The organism is Flavobacterium terrae (genome assembly GCF_900142035.1).
GTDB classification, from domain to species: domain Bacteria; phylum Bacteroidota; class Bacteroidia; order Flavobacteriales; family Flavobacteriaceae; genus Flavobacterium; species Flavobacterium terrae.
Genome location: NZ_FQZI01000002.1, coordinates 437128 through 455589 on the forward strand (window position 1 = coordinate 437128; position 18462 = coordinate 455589).

Genomic DNA, 18462 nt, shown 5'->3' on the forward strand with positions numbered 1-18462 from the left:
TTTATTTCTCCAATAGCATTTTACCAGCTACAATTATTAAAACAACTCCAAATACTTTTTTTAACATTTTTTGGTCAATACCAACAGCTAATTTACTCCCAAAATAACTACCCACAACGAAGAAAACAGCAATAATTGCAGCATATTTCCAATTGATATAGCCTTCCTTATAGTAATTATAAACAGCAAGAGCTGTAACAGGAACAACTAACACAGTTAAACTTGTACCTTGAGCCTGATGCTGATTAAAACCCAACAATAAAACAAGTAATGGAACCATAATTATTCCACCCCCTACACCTACTAATCCGCTTAACATACCTGCTAACAAACCAATCACAATCAATGATACTATTATTGTTCCTGTCATAACTTTCATTGTTAATTACTCTTTATTGGGATCTCTATAACATATTTTTTCTTAGAAGGATTATCTAATTTCTTATCTCTCAACCAAGGATTAGATAATTTAAGCTCCTTATAATTAACCCCTTGAGATTTTGCGAATTTAGCTAAATCTGTAATACTGCTATCTACTTCAATTTTTCTTATCGGCAATGGCTGATACAATTCTTCTGCACTTAAATTAAAACCATAAACATGTTTATTTTGCATAATCTCTTTTAGTGCTAAAATTCTAAAAACATATCTAAAAGTCTCATCCGTTAATAATAAATCGTAATAATTAGTTTCCATTTGCTGATCAACCGCCTTTTGCAAACCGTTCACACCTCCATTATAAGATGCCGCAGCCATAGTCCAAGAACCAAACTTTTCTTTTGCTTTTATCAAATACTCACAAGCCATTTGAGTAGCCTTTTCTAAATGATAACGTTCATCAACCACATCAGTTACCTCTAACCCTTTTTCTTTTGCTGTTAAAGGCATAAATTGCCAAAACCCTTTAGCCCCCGAAGGCGATGTTGCATTTGTTAACGAACTCTCGATTACGGCAAGATATTTAAAATCATCTGGCACATTATTTTTAGCCAAAATAGGTTCGATTATTGGAAAAAATCTGTTAGCACGTTTTATAATCAAAATGGTTGAGCCATGTAAGTTTTGATTTACGACTAGCTCTCTATCAAATCGTTCACGAACATCTGGAATATGTAAAGGTGCTTCTTCTCCGCAAAAATCAATTTTACTAGGTATCTTTTTCTCTCCATTTTTAGCAGCACTTAAAAGTAACGCTCCAAAAAAAACAACTGTCATCAATAAAATTACTTTCTTCATGTTAATTCAAAATTATTTGAGGCAAGTTAGCATTTATCCATCGATATTTATTAATAATCATAATATGTGTTCCTCCTTCAACTTTTATATACTCTTTGATATTTTTTACAGGAAACACTTCATCTGCATCTCCATGAATATGGATTACTCTAGGATCTGCTTCAACTCTACCCCAGTTTAAAATTTGATCTATTGCCCAATCCAAATATGATTTTTCTCTCATACTAAGGAATTTCTCATACAGTTCTAATCTTTTTTTAATAACATCACCAAAAGCATACTTTGCCAAAACCTCAACATTTTGCGCCAAGCTAGTTGGGACCAATTTGTATATTTTAGTTATTCTAGCAATTTTCATTCGGCTAGGCAATTCCTTATTACTTTTTACACTAGATATAATAATAGTTTTTCTTACCTTAAGAAACTGAGCCATTTCTTGAACTAAAACACCCCCAAAGGAAACACCAATCAAAACAATATCTTCATGTTTAATATTTTGGCACATTCTTTTAGCATAATCTACAAGAGTTTCATTTTTCTCAGGCAGCACCCATTCTAAAAAATGCATCTCAAATTGTTCTTCTGGAAGTTTAATTCGCTCAAAAATAGATGAACTAGCTGCCATACCTGGCATAAAGTAAACATGAATTTTACACATAAAATGTTTAGAGTTAGTAAGATTTTACCGAAATTTGCATAAAATTAATTATTTCAAACAAATAGTTTTAGCCTTCTCAGTTAATTTATATTTATTTTAAGATTACTTATCAAAAGTTATGGAAATTAAAGACAACTCTTTTTCTCGTCAATTTGAAGCTATTGCTACTGAAGGCATGGTTACTGTGGAATATTCATTTCAAGAAAGAAAGATATTTCTAACACGAATAAATACTCCAGAAAACTTTGACAACGAAACTTTTATTGATGACTTACTAAAAGAAATCATGACAATTGCTGAAGAAAAAAAGTTTAAAGTTGTCCCTATTTTTCCAAGAATTGCAGCTTTTATCAAAAGAAATCCGAAATACAAAGAATTGCTCCCTCCTGGAATTAGACTTTAAAAACACTATTTATGAGATAATTTTACCCCACAAACAATGAGTCACCAACAAAACAATCAGAGTATTATTGATTTTTTTGAAAAAATTGAAAAATACTACGGAAGTAAAACCGAAATTACAGAAGGCATTTGCACTTCTTACGGTGACTTTAGCGCAGATTATACAACGTGGAATTTGTTTGAATTTGATTTGGTTCGCTCTGCTTATCGAAACAATGGAGCCCGATTTATGATGGAAGGTAGCGGGATGTATTATGAAATTGATGCGCAATCGATCATTGCTTTAAATCAACCTGGAAGAAATAAATTTGAGTTTGTAGAGAAATTAGGCGAAAACGTTTATAGAATTACTAAACTTCGATTTCATTATAAATATTAATATAAAAGCCTGTCAAAATTGACAGGCTTTTTTTTTATGCTAACTCTTTTATAAATTCCATTCGAACACTACCATCTTCATCAATCTTTGTTAGATTCACATGATGTAATGTATTCACTAATTCTGGATTCCAAGGCGTTTTTACTTTCACATAATTTTCTGTAAATCCATGAATATAACCTTCTTTATTTTCGCCTTCAAAAAGAACTGTTCTATCTGAACCAATTTGGCTTTCATAAAAAGCACGACGTTTTTTTACTGATAACCCTCTCAACATTTTACTACGTTTTGCTCTAACATTAGCTGGAACAACTCCATCCATTTCAGCAGCTTCGGTATTATCTCTTTCCGAATAGGTAAACACGTGTAAATATGATATCTCTAATTCATTTAAGAAATTATAAGTCTCTAAAAATAACTCATCTGTTTCACCAGGAAAACCAACAATCACATCAACACCAATACAAGCATGTGGCATTACTTCACGAATTTTAGCAACACGATCTGAATACAATTCACGCAAATAACGACGTTTCATTTTTTTCAAAATAGTATTACTTCCTGATTGTAGTGGAATATGGAAGTGCGGTACAAATGTTCTACTCTGCGATACAAAATCTATAGTTTCATTCTTCAACAAATTGGGCTCAATAGAAGAAATACGCAAACGCTCAATTCCTTCAACTTTATCTAAAGCTTGAACTAATTCATAAAAAGTATGTTCGTGTTTTTTATTTCCAAATTCACCTTTTCCATAATCGCCAATATTCACACCAGTCAAAACGATTTCTTTAATCCCTCTTTCTGAAATTTCTTTGGCATTTTTCATTACATTTTCCATCGTATCACTTCGAGAAATGCCGCGTGCTAATGGAATGGTGCAATACGTACATTTATAATCACAGCCGTCCTGAACTTTTAAAAAAGCTCGTGTTCTATCTCCTATTGAATAACTTCCTACATAAAAATCGGCCTCTTCAATTTCACATGAGTGAACTTCGCCCATGTCATTTTTAGACAAATCATTTATGTAATCAGTAATCTTGAATTTTTCAGTAGCACCTAAAACTAAATCTACTCCATCAACAGCTGCTAATTCTTCTGGCTTTAACTGAGCATAACATCCAACAGCAGCTACAAAAGCTTTATCATTAAGCTTCATGGCTTTTTTTACAATCTGTTTAAACTGTTTATCTGCATTTTCTGTTACGGAACATGTATTGATTACATAAATATCAGCAACTTCTTCGAAATCTACACGGTCAAAACCTTCGTCTTTAAAATTTCTCGCAATAGTAGATGTTTCCGAGAAATTCAATTTACAGCCTAAAGTATAAAAGGCTACCTTCTTTTTATTTTCCATATAATAGCTCAATCAATGAAATCGTTGTCAAAAAATTGAGGGTGCAAATTTACATACAAAATTTGATTAAATGAAACATCTTGTCATTTTATCAAATTAGGACTCTAAACTAACTTATTGTGAGTCAAACCATTCATTCGTCTATTTAAAACTTCATTCGTCTATTTTGTCTTTTAGCATTACAATTACCAATATACTTTTACATCAAATAAAACAAACGCTATGAAAAATTTAATTATTAAAGGGGCATTATTAGCCTTATTATCTACAGGAATCATTGGATGTAGTAAAGATGACAATGATAATCAACCACCAGCTGTTGCTGCAGAAGAGAACCCATTACAAAAATACATTACAGACACAGGTTTTAGTACTACAACTAACTTTGTGAACTCTGGAGATTATGAGTTTGGAATGCGCTTTAAACCTACTACTAACGGAACAATAAACAAAATATTTGTAAAAATTCCAGATGCTCAAACTAATGTAAGGGTTACCATTTGGGATGTTACTGAAGGTATTATTTATAGAACTGAAAAAATAGCATCAGTTACTGCTGGAGTTGAAGCTTCTAAAACAATATCTCCTCTTGCCTTGACAAAAGATAAAGAATACATGATTACCTACAATACCAATGATTGGTACAAAAGAAACAAAGCAGATAATAGTGCAGCAACTTATCCTATTACTGCTGGAAACATTTCTGTTACTGGTTATGGATGGAAATCAGGAACTGCTCAAGCATATCCAACAAACTTTGAAAACAATTACTATGCAGGTGATTTAAGCTTTGCTTTTCAACCATCGTTATAACAATTAAAAAGGGAGATTCATGAATCTCCCTTTTTTTATTTATCTATCTATTCTTTTCTATACTTTTTAGTTTCTTCAAAAACGTGTTCTAAAATTCTGGCATCCTCATCAGTAAATTCTACTTGTCTGCGTGCCATCACTATCTTTGCCGTTTGAAAAGCTTTATTAGTCATGTATGTAGTAAAGCCTGAAGCTCCCCCCCAAGAATAACTTGGCACAAAATTACGTGGAAACCCTGAACCAAAAATATTTGCCGAAACACCAACTACAGTACCTGTATTAAACATTGTATTAATACCGCACTTACTATGATCGCCCATCATTAAACCACAAAACTGCAAACCAGTTTTAGCAAAATTTTCGGTTTCATAACTCCAAAGTTTAACTTCTTCGTAATTATTTTTAAGATTCGAATTATTACTATCCGCACCAATATTACACCATTCTCCAAGCACCGAATTTCCTAAAAATCCATCATGTCCTTTATTAGAATACCCAAACAATACTGAATTATTCACTTCTCCACCAATTACAGAATGAGGACCTACAGTTGTTGCTCCGTAAACCTTAGTAGCTAATTTTACCCTACCATTATCACAAAGTGCAAAAGGCCCACGAATTACTGAACCTTCCATAATCTCGGCATTTTTACCAATATATATAGGACCTGTTGAAGCATTAAGTGTTACAAACTCTAATTTTGCTCCTTCTTCAATAAAAATATTTTCTGGTGATAGAACATTAACCGACTTTGGAATGGGTTGCGAATGTCTACTTTCGGTAATTAATTCAAAATCTTCACGCAGAGCAGCATCGTTTTTGGAAAAAATATCCCATGTATGTTCTATCCTAAGACATTCATCAGTAAATTCAATAATTTCGAAAGTATCAAAATCAACTTCTTGATTTTCTTTGCTATAAAAGGCAATAACTTCTTCTTTATAAAAAATAGCTTGATTTTCTTCTAAAGACTTCACCATTTCCACTAAAACATCATTTGGCAAAAAGGAAGCATTAATCATTACATTCTCTTCCATCTCTACCATTGGATACTTTTCTGAAAGATATTCTTCAGTAACCGTTGTAGTAGTATATCCTAAATATTTTTCCCATTTTTCTCTGATGGTTAAAATACCCACACGAATATCGGCAACAGGGCGTGTAAATGTAAACGGAAGTAATGCATTGCGAACTGTTCCGTCAAAAAGTATATAGTTCATTTTTTAGATTTCAGAATTACGATGTCGCTAAGTTACAAAGTTTAGCAGTAAAATGATAATAGGAAAACAAAAAAGCCTTTCCAGTTGGAAAGGCTTTAATTGTATATAAAAAACAGCTATTATTTGCTGAATTTAGCGTATTTGTTTTTGAATTTATCAATACGTCCTGCAGTATCGATAAGTTTAGATTTACCTGTGTAAAAAGGGTGAGACGTTCTTGAGATCTCCATTTTGTAAACTGGATACTCTACTCCTTCGTGAGTGATAGTTTCTTTAGTTTCAACAGTAGACTTAGTGATAAAAATATCGTCATTCGACATATCTTTAAACGCAACTAATCTGTAATTTTCTGGGTGAATTCCTTTTTTCATGATAAATCTTTTTATGATTTGTTACCTTAGGTTTTGATGCTTTTTTACTAATAAAAAGGTATTAACTTACAGTAACTTTTGTTTTTACTAATTTTATTTTAGGGTGCAAATGTACAACTATTTTTTAAAATTCAAATCTTAATAGTAACTTTTTTGGGTTTTATAATACTAACTGAGTGACTTTAATTAAATTTGCAACCTAATCATTGATACATGAGAAAGAATATCATATTAAACTATGGCTTTTATTTAGGCCTTTCGACAATTTTAACATCTGTCTTAAAGTATACTTTTGGAAATTATTTAGAAAAAAGCTTAGTTGAAACTTTTTTAGGCATTATCCTTATAGTTTTGTTTATTTATTTAGGAATAAGTACTTTCAAAAAAAACAATTCAAATTTTTTAAGTGTTAAAGAATCATTACAAATTGGACTAGGTATATCTTTAATAGCAGCTTTACTTTCTGTATTTTATATTTATGTATTTTCAAGTTTTATTGAACCTAATTTTCAGAATGAAGTTATCAAATTAGAGATAAATAAGATGAATACTTCTAATTTATCGAAAAAAGATATCGAAAAAAGTGTCTCAATAATGAGAAATTATATAATGCCGATGATGTATTTTGGAATTATCATTATGAATTTATTTTTAGGATTTATTACTTCCTTAATATTGGGGCTTGCATTAAAAAAAGACAAATCAGTTTTTAACTAATTCTATTTAATGGATATTTCTATTATCATCCCTTTATTGAACGAACAAGAATCGTTACCTGAATTAACATCATGGATTACAAGAGTCATGACTGAAAACAATTTTAGTTATGAAGTTATTTTTATTGATGATGGAAGTACTGATAAATCTTGGGAGACAATCCAAAATTTATCAACAGAAAATTCAAATATTAAAGGAATTAAGTTTCTAACAAACTTTGGGAAATCTCAAGCCCTACATGCTGGTTTTGCAAAAGCTCAAGGTCATGTTGTAATTACAATGGATGCTGATTTACAAGACAGCCCAGACGAAATTCCAGAATTATACAACATGATTACCAAACAAAACTATGATTTAGTTTCTGGTTGGAAAAAAAAGAGATATGACTCTGTTGTAGCAAAAAATCTACCTTCAAAATTATTTAATTGGGCGGCAAGAAAAACATCTAATGTTCAACTTAATGATTTCAATTGCGGATTAAAAGCCTACAAAAACATAGTAATAAAAAACATTGAAGTTTCTGGTGAAATGCATCGCTACATACCTGTTTTAGCAAAAAATGCAGGATTTGGAAATATTGGTGAAAAAGTTGTTATACATCAAGCTAGAAAATACGGAGAATCAAAATTTGGGATTAATCGTTTTATAAACGGTTTTTTAGACCTAATTACCATTTGGTTTTTATCAAAGTATGGAAAACGCCCAATGCATCTATTTGGAGCAGCTGGCGTTTTGATGTTTATCATTGGATTTATATCTACATTTTTAATAATTGGATTAAAATTACTTAAATTGTATACTGGTTACGAAACCATTTTAGTTACCAGCAATCCATTATTTTACATTGCTCTAACAGCGATGATTATAGGAACTCAACTGTTTTTAGCAGGTTTTTTGGGAGAAATTATTCTTCGAACAAAAAACAATGAGGAACGATATAAAATTTCTAAAGAAATTAATCTCTAGATTTAACATTAACTCTAAAATTAAGATAATGCATATAGAAAAGGCAATTTTAGACAAAGTAAATATTTGGCTTACCCCAACCTTCGACAATCAAACACAAGAAGCCATCAAAGAAATGATGACATCTTCTCCAAAAGAATTAGAAGATAGTTTTTATAAAAATCTTGAATTTGGGACTGGAGGAATGCGTGGTATAATGGGTGTTGGAACAAACAGAATCAATAAATATACTTTAGGTAAAAACACTCAAGGCTTATCAGATTACTTAAAAAAATGTTTCCCTGGTGAAGAATTAAAAGCAGCTATTGCATACGATTGTAGAAATAACAGTAACACTTTAGCCAAAGTTGTTGCTGATGTTTTTTCTGCTAACGGAATTAAAGTATATCTTTTTTCTGACATGCGTCCAACTCCAGAACTTTCTTTTGCTGTTAAGCATTTAAATTGTCATGTTGGAATTGTTCTTACTGCTTCCCACAACCCACCAGAATACAATGGTTACAAAGTATACTGGCAAGATGGAGGTCAAATTGTACCACCTCAAGATGGAGAAGTAATCAAGATCATTGAAAATTTAGAATATACAGATGTAAATTTCAATGCTAACGAAAACTTGATTGAATATATCGACGTTGCTGTTGATGAAGCTTTTAGAGACTCAACTGTTGCTAATGCAAGTTTTGAGACATCTAAATCAGCAAGAGAAAATTTAAAAATAGTTTATACTCCACTTCATGGAACTTCTATAAAAGCAATTCCTGGAGTCTTAGCAAAGGCAGGATATACAGATGTAAACATAGTAAAAGAGCAAGAAGTTCCTAACGGAAATTTTCCTACAGTAAAATCTCCTAATCCTGAAGAACCTGAAGCTTTAGAAATGGCTATGCAATTGGCAGAAAAAATTAATGCTGATATTGTCGTAGGTACAGATCCAGATTCAGATCGTTTAGGAGTTGCCGTAAGAAATACTAAAGGAGAAATGATACTTTTAAATGGCAATCAAACCATGGTTGTAATGACAGCTTTCCTTTTAGAGCAATGGAAAAAACAAGGCAAACTTACTGGTCAAGAATTTATAGGATCAACCATTGTATCAACGCCTATGATGCTTGACTTAGCCGAAGCCTATGGCGTAGAATGCAAAGTTGGATTGACAGGATTTAAATGGATTGCTAAATTCATAAAAGATTTTCCTAATCAAAAATTTATTGGTGGTGGTGAAGAAAGTTTTGGATTCATGGTTGGAGATGCTGTTCGAGACAAAGACGGCGTGGGAGCAATATTATTAGTTTGCGAAATTGCAGCCCAAGCCAAAGAAAAAGGAAGCACTTTGTATCAAGAATTACTTCAAATGTATGTGGACTTTGGTTTCTATAAAGAACATTTAATTTCAATTACTAAAAAAGGGATTGAAGGTGCAAATGAAATCAAACAAATGATGATTGACTTGCGTGAAAATCCGCTTTCACAAATTAATGGTCAACGTGTCGTTTGTGTAGAAGACTATCAGAGTTCTAAAGGAAAAGACTTTATGAATAATGAAGAGTTTGAAATTACAATTCCTAAATCAAATGTTTTAATATATTATTTAGAAGACGGAAGTAAAATTTGTGCTAGACCAAGTGGTACTGAGCCAAAAATCAAATTTTATTTTAGTGTGAATTGCACTATAGAAAATCTTTCAGATATTCCTGAGGCAGAACAACTTTTAGATGCTAAAATAACAAACATCATAAAAGAACTTAATCTTAATTAATGGATAACAATTTAAAAAAAATAATCCCTTTTGCATTACATTACAAAAGGGATGTTACTTTAAACATTATTTTTAACGTACTATATGCTTTATTTAGCACGTTATTAATGGTTTCGTTAATGCCCACTCTCGATGTTATTTTTGACAAAGGCGAAAGGGTATTAATTAAGCCTATTTACACAGGTATAGCTAATATAAAAGATTACGGTGTAGATTATTTAAACTACACAATAACCAGTGTTTCTAATGAACATGGAAAACAAAACGCTTTACTATTAGTTATTGGAATTGTTTTAATCACTGCATTACTTAAAAACTTATTTAACTATTTAGCTTCAAGGCATGTCACTGCATTAAGAAACGGAGTGTTACGTGATTTAAGACAAAAACTATATCATAAAATCATTCATCTTCCTGTTTCATATTATTCAGATCAACGTAAAGGAGATGTGATGGCTCGAATGCTTGGGGATGTTGGCGAGGTTCAAAACTCTTTTTTTCAAATTCTTGAATTAATAGTTAGAGAGCCATTAACCATTGCTTTCTCAATCGTGGCCATGTTTGCTATAAGTGCTAAACTAACGTTGTTTGTATTTTTATTTATCCCAATTTCAGGATTCATTATTTCTAGAATTGGTAAAAGTTTAAAATCAAAATCACAACGTGCTCAACAAGAGTCAGGAGTTTTCATTTCTACGTTAGATGAAACTTTAACTGGTTTAAAAGTGGTTAAAGGATTTAATGCGGAGAATATTTTCATTCAAAAATTTAATGATTCTATAAACCGATTACTAAAGTTATCTAACAGTATTTCCAACAAAAATAATTTAGCATCACCAATGAGTGAATTCTTGGGAATCATGACCATCGGAACTTTACTATGGTATGGAGGAAAATTAGTTTTAGTAGATCAAACATTAAGTAGTACAGCATTTATAACTTACATCGCCTTAGCCTATACTATCCTTACTCCTGCAAAAGCAATTTCAAAAGCTTCTTATCAAGTTAAAAGTGGATTAGCCGCTGCCGAAAGAGTTTTCGTGTTATTAGAACAAGAAAACACTATTACAGACAAACCAGATGCAGTCGAAAAAACTTCTTTTGACAACAAAATTACCATTGAAAATATCAATTTTGCTTACGCAGAAGAAAATGTATTGAAGAATTTTTCATTAGATGTACCAAAAGGGAAAACAGTTGCTTTAGTTGGACAATCTGGAAGTGGAAAAAGTACAATTGCCAATTTATTGACTCGTTTTTATGATGTACAAGAAGGAAACATCTCAATAGACGGAATCAACATCAAAGACATGAACATGCACTCTCTTAGAGGCTTAATGGGCTTAGTGACACAAGATTCAATCTTATTCAATGAAACTATAAAAAACAATTTACTTATTGGTAAACCTAATGCAACTGATGAAGAAATCATTGAAGCACTTAAAGTCGCTAATGCTTATGAGTTTGTAAAAGATTTACCTAACGGAATAGAGACTAACATAGGTGATGCTGGAGGAAAATTATCTGGTGGTCAAAAACAACGTTTATCTATTGCTCGTGCCGTGCTTAAAAATCCTCCAATCATGATTTTGGACGAAGCAACTTCTGCACTTGACACAGAAAGCGAAAAATTTGTTCAAGTTGCACTAGAAAACATGATGCAAAATAGAACATCAATAGTAATTGCACATCGTTTATCTACAATTCAAAAAGCAGACAAAATTGTAGTAATGCAAAAAGGAGAAATTGTAGAGCAAGGAACTCACGATGAACTTTTAGCTAAAAACGGAACCTATTCCAAATTAGTAATGATGCAATCTTTTGAATAAATAGAATCCCGACTAGCTCGGGATTTTTTATTAAATAAAAGAATATATATCTTAGTAAAAAAATCAATTCATGAAGCAAAGCACTTTTACAGGACTCTTTATTATACTTTCAGGAATTATTTTTTATTTGATTAATGAATTTTTAGGTGAATATATTCTCTCGAGATTTATTGTAATCTTTACATTGAGTTCATTTTTCCTTGGAAGATATTCAGCAAAATTTCCTAAATAATAAATATGTACATTCCTAACAGCAATATCAAACTTCCTGAAAATCCAGATACTGTTGTTTGGAAATACCTTGATTTATCTAAATTTTTAGACATTTTGCTGTCTGGAAAAATGTTTATGTCTCGTTCTGACAAGTTCGAAGATCAATACGAAGGTACGTTTAGCGAACCCACTTTTGAAGAGATTAAAAAAATTTCTCAAAACAATCCAAAATTTCTTGATTATTACAAATCACATCGTGAAAATGTAGTAGTTAGTAGTTGGCACACTAATGAATATGAAAGTTTTGCCATGTGGCAAATATTTACTAAAAACAATGAAGGATTAGCCATTCAATCAACTATTGGCAGATTAAAAGAGGCTTTACAAAAAGAAAGACATTTTGAACAATATATAGGCGAAGTAAATTATATAGACTACAAAAAAGAATACATTCCTTTTGATGATGCTTTTTTCCCTTTTCTATTTAAACGAAAAAGTTTTCAGTATGAAAGAGAGATAAGGGTTATTTCTGATGTTACTGCTCACAACTTCAGTATCAATGATGGTTTAAAAATTCAAGTAGACATTAACACTCTTATCGAAAAGATTTACATTCACCCAAAAAGCGAAAACTGGTATAAAAAACTAGTTATTGAATTGGTTGAGCGATTAGGATTTGATTTTGAAATAGAAAAATCAGATCTTGAAAGTGATATTTTGATTTAAATTTTTACTAAAATCAAATTATTTCACCACCTTAAATTCTTCAGCTTTCCAATCTTTGTTAATATTTACTGTAAAATAATGCAGATCATCGTTTTTATCGAAAGCGCCATTTTTATTGCGATCATCGATAGTCCTAAAAAATATTTTATTAGCAGCTTCTACATAGTTCCAATCAATCAACTCTTGCAGTTCAGGTGATACTTTAGTAAAATTTTTACCCATATCAGTACTAATGTACAAAGATTTTATATCATCTGAATCAACCTTGCTGTCTTGATTTGTATCAGCATCTGCAAGCACATAAACTAATACTTTTTTAGATTTCAAAAATGTTACTCTTTCAATCATTAGCAATTTATCTGTTAAAACATGCAATGAATCTGATCCAATTTCTTGAAATTTAATATTTTGCAAATAACCCGTTAATTCGTCTTCTAAAACATTTGAAACATTATATGTTGAACCCGCTTCAATTTTTTCTGTATAACTGCTTTTTTGAAAATTACTAACTTGTAGTGCTCCAATAGTATAAATCAATACATTAGAATTAGCAAACTGAATTGGCAAATCAGCTACCATTAATTTTGAGGTATCCTTTTTAACCTCAACTTTATTTAATGGCTTATCGTACTTCACTTTTGGTTTTTGTTCCTCTTTACAATTCCAAAAAAGTGAAAATAAAGGAAGTATATAAACAATTATCTTTTTCATGCTAGCTAATTTTAATCAAATATATTCTAAAAAATTACAACTTGGCAACCAACTTAACACTAAAAACACGAGTCGTTAGATAATTTGGCACCCCATACTGCTGCTTTGTATAAACATCTCTAACCCATGTATTGGTTATAGCGTTTTGATTATTAAACATATTAAATATTTCAAGACCCAATGATAGTTCTTTGAATTTATACAACCAACTACCTTCTTCTTTTGCTCTAGCTCTATCAGTAAACACATACGAAAAACCAGCATCAGCTCTTCGGTAATCTCTTAATCTCAGTTGATAATCATAAGGATTAGCATAAGACGGTGAACCACCAGGCAATCCTGTATTGTAAACCAAGTTAAGGTACATTTTCAATGCTGGAATATTTGGCACATAATCCTGAAAAAGAATTCCAAATTTTAATCTTTGGTCTGTAGGTCTAGCAATAAATCCTTTGTTATCAATATTTTCTTCAGTTTTTAAATACCCAAAACTTAACCATGATTCTGTTCCAGGAACAAATTCTCCATTTAAACGCAAATCTAGACCTTCTGCGTATGCAGTCGCATTATTATTTGCCGCATAACGAATTCGAACATTATCTAGTGTATATGGATTAACATCTGAAAGTGATTTGTAATATATCTCAGAAACCAGTCTAAAAGGTCGACTCCACATTTTAAAACTATAATCATTTCCTAAAACTATATGAACAGATTTTTGTGCTTTTACATTAGGTTGAACCACACCTTCCTTATCTCTTAACTCTCTATAAAAAGGAGGTTGATGATACAAACCACCTGATAATCTAAAAAGCATATCCATATCCCAATTAGGCTTGATAGCAAACTGAGCACGTGGGCTAAAAGTCATCTGGCTTTTACCATTGATATTATCTTCACTTACTTGCCACTGTTGAGCTCTAACCCCAATATTTGTAAAAATATCATGTTCATTCCATTTTGTCCTTCTATTCCATTGAGTATAACCTGAAATTCGATTGATATCTGTGAAATTCTTTGCCCTAACATTGCTATAAGGTACTAAAGGACCCGTGTAAGGTGTATAAGGTTGTTCATTAACAGGTGTATCTAGAATTGGATTGTTTAAAGAAAAACCAGCAGAGTCAACCACTTCCCATTCTCTTAAACGATCACGAATACTTTCCTTTGTATATTTTATTCCCCACTCTATCTGATTGTCATTTTTTTTATGAAACCCTTTTACTTCTGCATTTACTATTAATGCATCTAAATCATTTCTAGCATGTGATAATTGAGAACCTACTCCACGAGTGTATTCTACATTCCCAAAATTATCGTCACCTAAATTAGAATTTACTTCCCCTAATCTATATTGTGCTAGAATATCAAAATACTCTTGTTCAGTAGTATGATAAGCAGAACCAATAAATTTTAAATCAAAATTTTCATTTACAGAATAAGTCCCTTTATAAGCACCAAAAACAGTAGTATACTTGTCTTTTTCCTGCCCTTGATATTCTATAAGTAAAGCAATTGGCTCACTAATAGTCCCAAAATTTGTTTTGCTAAAAAGAGGTTTATAATCGTACTTATTTTGAGATATATTTCCTAAAAAGCTGTGTTGCCACTTAGCATTTGGTGTAAATGTTATGTAAGTCTGAATATCTGCAAAACGAGGTTTAAAATCTGTTTCAGTCTTCTGACTGTTTACTAACAATCTATTATCTCTATATCTAACTCCTGTAATAGCAGTCCATTTTTGATTTTTTGAAGCATTTTCAACTGCTAAACTAGCCCCAAGGAAACTTGCTTCTAATGAAGCTCCAAATTTTGTAGGTCTTCTGTAAGTGATATCCAACACTGAAGACAATTTATCACCAAATTTCGCTTGAAAACCTCCCGCAGAAAAATCAACGTTTTGAACCAAATCTGTGTTTGTAAAACTCAATCCTTCTTGTTGCCCTGAACGAATCAAAAAAGGTCTATACACTTCAATTTCGTTTACATATACTAAGTTTTCATCATAATTTCCGCCTCGTACAGCATATTGTGTACTCAATTCATTATTTGAATAAACTCCAGGAAGTGTTTTCAAAATATTCTCAACTCCTGCATTGGCTCCGGGAATTAATCGAATGGCTTTAGGAGAAATAGTTGTAACTCCTTCTACTCTCTTACGACTATTATTTGTAATAACCACCTCTCCTATTTGTTCAACATTACTTTTAAGGATTATATTGAATTCATAATCTTCATTAGGCTTTAATTCTAAAGAAATTACTGCTACTTTGAGAGATACATGAGAGAATTTAAGGTTTGATTTAACATTTGATGGAATTGTCAAGATGTAAAAACCATTCGAATTAGTTACCGTTTTATTTTCCTGAAAAGAAACATTTACATTTTCTACTGGCTGATTATTTTCGTCTAACACTATTCCTTTTACCCTTGCAGTTTGGGCAAATGTCAAAATTGATACCAGAAAAAAGAAGATAGAATATAAGGTTTTCAAAATATTTATTTGGTTTTGGTAAAATAGGATTCAAATGTACTAGAATTTCCCATATTATCTTTTACAATTAATTTAAAATCATTTTTACCATTTACAAAAATAGCATCAGTAAAATTATGAGTCAATCTATTTTGCTTAGTTTCATATTCCATTAAAATCCACTTTCCATTCAAATAAGCATTATATTCTTTTATCCCTGATAAATTATCCGAGATAGATATTTTTAATGTTTTTGCTTCATCAAGAACATCTCCTTCTTTAAAACTAGGATTATAAATTCGTGGAGCTTCTTCATCTTTAAACAAGAAAAACTTTCCAAGCTTTTTTGTGTATATAGTAAATGTATTTTCCTTTTTGTATGTGGTATTAAATTCTGTACGACCTCTGTCCAAGTTGGCTATAAACATTTTCTCTCTTTCATCAACAGGTATTTTAGACACATCGAATGTAATCGTAATATTTTTGCTTACTGCAACCGAGTCATTGTGTAAAAACAATTCGTTATTTTTAACATTAAAATCTAAATAAAAATCTTCATAAAAAGTTTTTTCTGGTATAAAAACAGAAATATCATCCTTAACATAACTGTGCTCGTTAAGTGTTTTTAAAAAGTAAGGAGTGATTTTTTCCTTTTTTTTCTGAGTTACAGGCAATACTCCATAAGACACAGGTATTATTACTTCTGTTTTGTTTTGATTAAAATCCTCTAAAATAACTTTATAATTAGATGTAAGATTTGATGAAATAGTTAAAATTCCATCATCTTTTCTGGTTTTTATAATACTTGGAGGAAAGAAATAACCAACAAATAATTTTTGAAAACGTTGTTTTTGAGATTGATATCTTGGATAGTCTATAAAAGTATTTATCAACTTGGTTTCATCAAACGAAAAAGTTTCAAATTCATATCCAAAGTATGGCAACCCGTTTACAAAAGATGTCATTTTAAAAATACCATTCTTACCATAACTATTATCAGCGACATCATATGCATTAACTGCAAAACTAATTTTACCATTAGCTACAATTTTGTTTGTAATATATGTACCATCTTTTTGCAAGTTTAGACTTAAAAAAATTGGTTCAGCAGAACCATTAATTTGAGAACTCTCATCGAGAGGATAAGCTAAAATTGAATTCAGAATAGGCTTTTTTGTATCTTTTAAACTATCACACAGACCAAAATAGAGTGGATTAATAATGAATTCAGATTGAGTATCTCTAATTTCAAAATGCAAATGTGGTCCACTTGACCCACCCGTATTTCCAGAATAAGCTATTAAATCACCTTTTTTAACTATTAATTCATTAGGCTTAGGTTTTATTTCAATTTCATAATTTTGCTTATCATAATGCTCCTTATTCAAAACAGCTTGAATTTCTGGCGCACAACGTTGCAAATGCGCATAAACAGTTGTAAAACCATTAGGGTGATCAATGTATATAGATTTCCCATAACCAGCCGTTGAAATTTTGATTCTTGAAATGAATCCATCAGCACTGGCATAAACAGGCAAACCTTCTTTTTTTTGGGTTCTAAAATCTATACCAGAGTGAAAATGATTGGGTCGCAATTCTCCAAAAGATCCTGCCAATGATAAAGGAATATCTAATGGTGAACCAAAATAATCTTTCGGGTACTTATCCTGAGCAGATAAAAAATTTGTTAGTAAAAATATTGCGGCAACTGCAATTCTCATAAAAAACATTTTTTGCTAATATAACGAATTTGTTTTATAAACTTTTACTTATAAAAGTAAAGATGTAACTATATAACAGCAAACAAATTAATAGACCAAAATGCAAAAAAATAATTTTTTTTCTAAAAGATATTGCTATAATTCATTAGGAATATTAACTTTGTGAAGTTATGTAATGAATTTTTATTGTAATGAGTGATATTGGAGGAATAGTTGATTCTCTTGAAGTTAGATTTCAAAAACTCCTTAAAAAAATGGAGGATTTGAAACAATCAAATCAAGAAATACAACAAAAGCTTAACCAAGCAGAACAAATTATCCAACATCAAGCTCAAGAAATAAGAGATTTAAAGTCAAATTTTGACTCTATTAAAATCACAAATTCATTACTTGGTAGTGACGAATACAAAAGAGATACTAAGCTTAAAATAAATTCATTGATTAGAGAAATTGATTACTGTATAGCTCAATTATCTGATTAAAAAGCATAATGAGTGATAAACTAAAAATTAAAATATCTATTGCTGACAGAATTTACCCATTAACGGTAGATCCTAGCCAAGAAGAAGGACTTAGAAGTGCTTCAAAAAAAATAGATGCAATGATTAAACAGTTTGAACAAAATTATGCAGTGCGTGACAAACAAGATGTTTTAGCCATGTGCGCTTTACAATTTGCAGCTCAAGTTGAACAAAGACAAATAGACAAATCTACTGTTGAAGAAACAACTAAACTGAAATTGGAAAAATTAAATGATTTATTAGCAGATTATCTAGATAAATAACGTTCTTAACATACACTAAAAATACTACCTACATTAGTACTTATTTGATAAACTCAACACTAACAAATTAGAATGAGCAAATCATCGTGACTATAGCAAGCCTTTAAGTAGGAAGCTTGAAAAA

The 18462-nt window shown here is 31.0% G+C and carries 20 protein-coding genes; 11 read left to right on the forward strand and 9 right to left on the reverse strand.

What is annotated here, in order from left to right; translation table 11 throughout:
- Position 1: 1 nt before the first annotated feature.
- From BUC09_RS06345 to BUC09_RS06355, 3 genes are read right to left on the reverse strand one after another with little or no spacing between them, the layout of a single operon-like run.
- Positions 2-370 (reverse strand): sulfite exporter TauE/SafE family protein, encoded by a 369-nt coding sequence (locus BUC09_RS06345; RefSeq protein WP_073310392.1) that lies wholly within the window; start codon positions 368-370, stop codon positions 2-4.
- Positions 371-381: 11 nt separating this feature from the next.
- Positions 382-1215, reverse strand: a complete 834-nt coding sequence (locus tag BUC09_RS06350; RefSeq protein ID WP_143161883.1) for a lytic transglycosylase domain-containing protein — start codon at positions 1213-1215, stop codon at positions 382-384.
- A 22-nt stretch (positions 1216-1237) separates the two neighbouring features.
- A complete protein-coding gene (locus BUC09_RS06355) occupies positions 1238-1894 on the reverse strand; it encodes an alpha/beta hydrolase (protein ID WP_073309782.1) in 657 nt (218 codons plus the stop codon).
- A 118-nt stretch (positions 1895-2012) separates the two neighbouring features.
- On the opposite strand from BUC09_RS06355, the gene BUC09_RS06360 reads away from it, so the two are divergent.
- Entirely contained in the window at positions 2013-2297 is a 285-nt protein-coding gene (locus BUC09_RS06360; protein WP_073309784.1) for a GNAT family N-acetyltransferase, read from the forward strand.
- A 36-nt stretch (positions 2298-2333) separates the two neighbouring features.
- Entirely contained in the window at positions 2334-2675 is a 342-nt protein-coding gene (locus tag BUC09_RS06365; protein WP_073309786.1) for a hypothetical protein, read from the forward strand.
- 34 nt (positions 2676-2709) lie between these two features.
- Here BUC09_RS06365 and mtaB read toward each other — a convergent pair whose 3' ends face one another.
- Positions 2710-4038, reverse strand: coding sequence for a tRNA (N(6)-L-threonylcarbamoyladenosine(37)-C(2))-methylthiotransferase MtaB (mtaB, locus tag BUC09_RS06370; protein ID WP_073309788.1), 1329 nt, complete (start codon positions 4036-4038; stop codon positions 2710-2712).
- A gap of 222 nt (positions 4039-4260) precedes the next feature.
- Between mtaB and BUC09_RS06375 the strand changes: the two genes are divergently transcribed.
- Positions 4261-4851, forward strand: coding sequence for a DUF4082 domain-containing protein (locus BUC09_RS06375; RefSeq protein ID WP_073309790.1), 591 nt, complete (start codon positions 4261-4263; stop codon positions 4849-4851).
- 47 nt (positions 4852-4898) lie between these two features.
- Here the strand turns inward: BUC09_RS06375 and BUC09_RS06380 are convergent, their stop codons facing one another.
- Positions 4899-6071 (reverse strand): GlmU family protein, encoded by a 1173-nt coding sequence (locus BUC09_RS06380; RefSeq protein WP_073309792.1) that lies wholly within the window; start codon positions 6069-6071, stop codon positions 4899-4901.
- Between the two features lie 119 nt (positions 6072-6190).
- Positions 6191-6442 carry a type B 50S ribosomal protein L31 gene (locus BUC09_RS06385; RefSeq protein ID WP_073309794.1) on the reverse strand — a complete coding sequence of 84 codons (252 nt, stop codon included), beginning with the start codon at positions 6440-6442 and terminating at the stop codon, positions 6191-6193.
- 213 nt (positions 6443-6655) lie between these two features.
- Between BUC09_RS06385 and BUC09_RS06390 the strand changes: the two genes are divergently transcribed.
- The 6 genes from BUC09_RS06390 (at position 6656) to BUC09_RS06410 (ending at position 12649) form a co-directional block, all read left to right on the forward strand.
- Entirely contained in the window at positions 6656-7159 is a 504-nt protein-coding gene (locus tag BUC09_RS06390) for a DUF4199 domain-containing protein (RefSeq protein WP_073309796.1), read from the forward strand.
- Between the two features lie 9 nt (positions 7160-7168).
- Complete coding sequence (locus tag BUC09_RS06395; RefSeq protein ID WP_073309798.1) at positions 7169-8125, forward strand: glycosyltransferase family 2 protein; 957 nt, start codon at positions 7169-7171, stop codon at positions 8123-8125.
- Positions 8126-8153: 28 nt separating this feature from the next.
- A complete protein-coding gene (locus tag BUC09_RS06400) occupies positions 8154-9881 on the forward strand; it encodes a phospho-sugar mutase (protein ID WP_073310393.1) in 1728 nt (575 codons plus the stop codon).
- Entirely contained in the window at positions 9881-11710 is a 1830-nt protein-coding gene (locus BUC09_RS06405) for an ABC transporter ATP-binding protein (RefSeq protein ID WP_073309800.1), read from the forward strand. The genes BUC09_RS06400 and BUC09_RS06405 overlap by 1 nt, the downstream gene beginning before the upstream one ends.
- Before the next feature lie 70 nt (positions 11711-11780).
- Positions 11781-11942 carry a hypothetical protein gene (locus BUC09_RS14765; protein WP_159432941.1) on the forward strand — a complete coding sequence of 54 codons (162 nt, stop codon included), beginning with the start codon at positions 11781-11783 and terminating at the stop codon, positions 11940-11942.
- A 5-nt stretch (positions 11943-11947) separates the two neighbouring features.
- Entirely contained in the window at positions 11948-12649 is a 702-nt protein-coding gene (locus tag BUC09_RS06410) for a hypothetical protein (protein WP_073309802.1), read from the forward strand.
- 18 nt (positions 12650-12667) lie between these two features.
- On the opposite strand, the gene BUC09_RS06415 is transcribed toward BUC09_RS06410, so the two are convergent.
- Genes BUC09_RS06415 through BUC09_RS14985 form a run of 3 tightly spaced genes read right to left on the reverse strand, consistent with a single transcriptional unit; the run spans position 12668 to position 17554 of the window.
- A complete protein-coding gene (locus BUC09_RS06415; protein ID WP_073309804.1) occupies positions 12668-13360 on the reverse strand; it encodes a hypothetical protein in 693 nt (230 codons plus the stop codon).
- 34 nt (positions 13361-13394) lie between these two features.
- Positions 13395-15863 carry a TonB-dependent receptor gene (locus BUC09_RS06420; protein WP_073309806.1) on the reverse strand — a complete coding sequence of 823 codons (2469 nt, stop codon included), beginning with the start codon at positions 15861-15863 and terminating at the stop codon, positions 13395-13397.
- Complete coding sequence (locus tag BUC09_RS14985; RefSeq protein WP_073309807.1) at positions 15860-17554, reverse strand: M23 family metallopeptidase; 1695 nt, start codon at positions 17552-17554, stop codon at positions 15860-15862. Before BUC09_RS14985 ends, BUC09_RS06420 begins: the two co-directional genes overlap by 4 nt.
- 191 nt (positions 17555-17745) lie before the next feature.
- Here BUC09_RS14985 and BUC09_RS06430 point away from each other — a divergent pair, with 191 nt between their 5' ends.
- Both BUC09_RS06430 and BUC09_RS06435 read left to right on the forward strand, forming a co-directional pair.
- Positions 17746-18036 carry a hypothetical protein gene (locus BUC09_RS06430; protein WP_073309809.1) on the forward strand — a complete coding sequence of 97 codons (291 nt, stop codon included), beginning with the start codon at positions 17746-17748 and terminating at the stop codon, positions 18034-18036.
- An 8-nt stretch (positions 18037-18044) separates the two neighbouring features.
- Entirely contained in the window at positions 18045-18338 is a 294-nt protein-coding gene (locus BUC09_RS06435) for a cell division protein ZapA (RefSeq protein WP_073309810.1), read from the forward strand.
- Positions 18339-18462 lie beyond the last annotated feature (124 nt).

What these genes read in the sequence shown, in the direction of transcription:
- BUC09_RS06385 (WP_073309794.1), bottom strand. Translation starts at nt 6,442, where the DNA reads ATGAAAAAAGGAATTCACCCAGAAAATTACAGATTAGTTGCGTTTAAA.
- BUC09_RS06410 (WP_073309802.1), top strand. Translation starts at nt 11,948, where the DNA reads ATGTACATTCCTAACAGCAATATCAAACTTCCTGAAAATCCAGATACT.
- mtaB (WP_073309788.1), bottom strand. Translation starts at nt 4,038, where the DNA reads ATGGAAAATAAAAAGAAGGTAGCCTTTTATACTTTAGGCTGTAAATTG.
- BUC09_RS06390 (WP_073309796.1), top strand. Translation starts at nt 6,656, where the DNA reads ATGAGAAAGAATATCATATTAAACTATGGCTTTTATTTAGGCCTTTCG.
- BUC09_RS06365 (WP_073309786.1), top strand. Translation starts at nt 2,334, where the DNA reads ATGAGTCACCAACAAAACAATCAGAGTATTATTGATTTTTTTGAAAAA.
- BUC09_RS06395 (WP_073309798.1), top strand. Translation starts at nt 7,169, where the DNA reads ATGGATATTTCTATTATCATCCCTTTATTGAACGAACAAGAATCGTTA.
- BUC09_RS06400 (WP_073310393.1), top strand. Translation starts at nt 8,154, where the DNA reads ATGCATATAGAAAAGGCAATTTTAGACAAAGTAAATATTTGGCTTACC.
- BUC09_RS06380 (WP_073309792.1), bottom strand. Translation starts at nt 6,071, where the DNA reads ATGAACTATATACTTTTTGACGGAACAGTTCGCAATGCATTACTTCCG.
- BUC09_RS06350 (WP_143161883.1), bottom strand. Translation starts at nt 1,215, where the DNA reads ATGACAGTTGTTTTTTTTGGAGCGTTACTTTTAAGTGCTGCTAAAAAT.
- BUC09_RS14985 (WP_073309807.1), bottom strand. Translation starts at nt 17,554, where the DNA reads ATGAGAATTGCAGTTGCCGCAATATTTTTACTAACAAATTTTTTATCT.
- BUC09_RS06415 (WP_073309804.1), bottom strand. Translation starts at nt 13,360, where the DNA reads ATGAAAAAGATAATTGTTTATATACTTCCTTTATTTTCACTTTTTTGG.
- BUC09_RS06435 (WP_073309810.1), top strand. Translation starts at nt 18,045, where the DNA reads ATGAGTGATAAACTAAAAATTAAAATATCTATTGCTGACAGAATTTAC.
- BUC09_RS06355 (WP_073309782.1), bottom strand. Translation starts at nt 1,894, where the DNA reads ATGTGTAAAATTCATGTTTACTTTATGCCAGGTATGGCAGCTAGTTCA.
- BUC09_RS14765 (WP_159432941.1), top strand. Translation starts at nt 11,781, where the DNA reads ATGAAGCAAAGCACTTTTACAGGACTCTTTATTATACTTTCAGGAATT.
- BUC09_RS06375 (WP_073309790.1), top strand. Translation starts at nt 4,261, where the DNA reads ATGAAAAATTTAATTATTAAAGGGGCATTATTAGCCTTATTATCTACA.
- BUC09_RS06430 (WP_073309809.1), top strand. Translation starts at nt 17,746, where the DNA reads ATGAGTGATATTGGAGGAATAGTTGATTCTCTTGAAGTTAGATTTCAA.
- BUC09_RS06360 (WP_073309784.1), top strand. Translation starts at nt 2,013, where the DNA reads ATGGAAATTAAAGACAACTCTTTTTCTCGTCAATTTGAAGCTATTGCT.
- BUC09_RS06405 (WP_073309800.1), top strand. Translation starts at nt 9,881, where the DNA reads ATGGATAACAATTTAAAAAAAATAATCCCTTTTGCATTACATTACAAA.
- BUC09_RS06345 (WP_073310392.1), bottom strand. Translation starts at nt 370, where the DNA reads ATGACAGGAACAATAATAGTATCATTGATTGTGATTGGTTTGTTAGCA.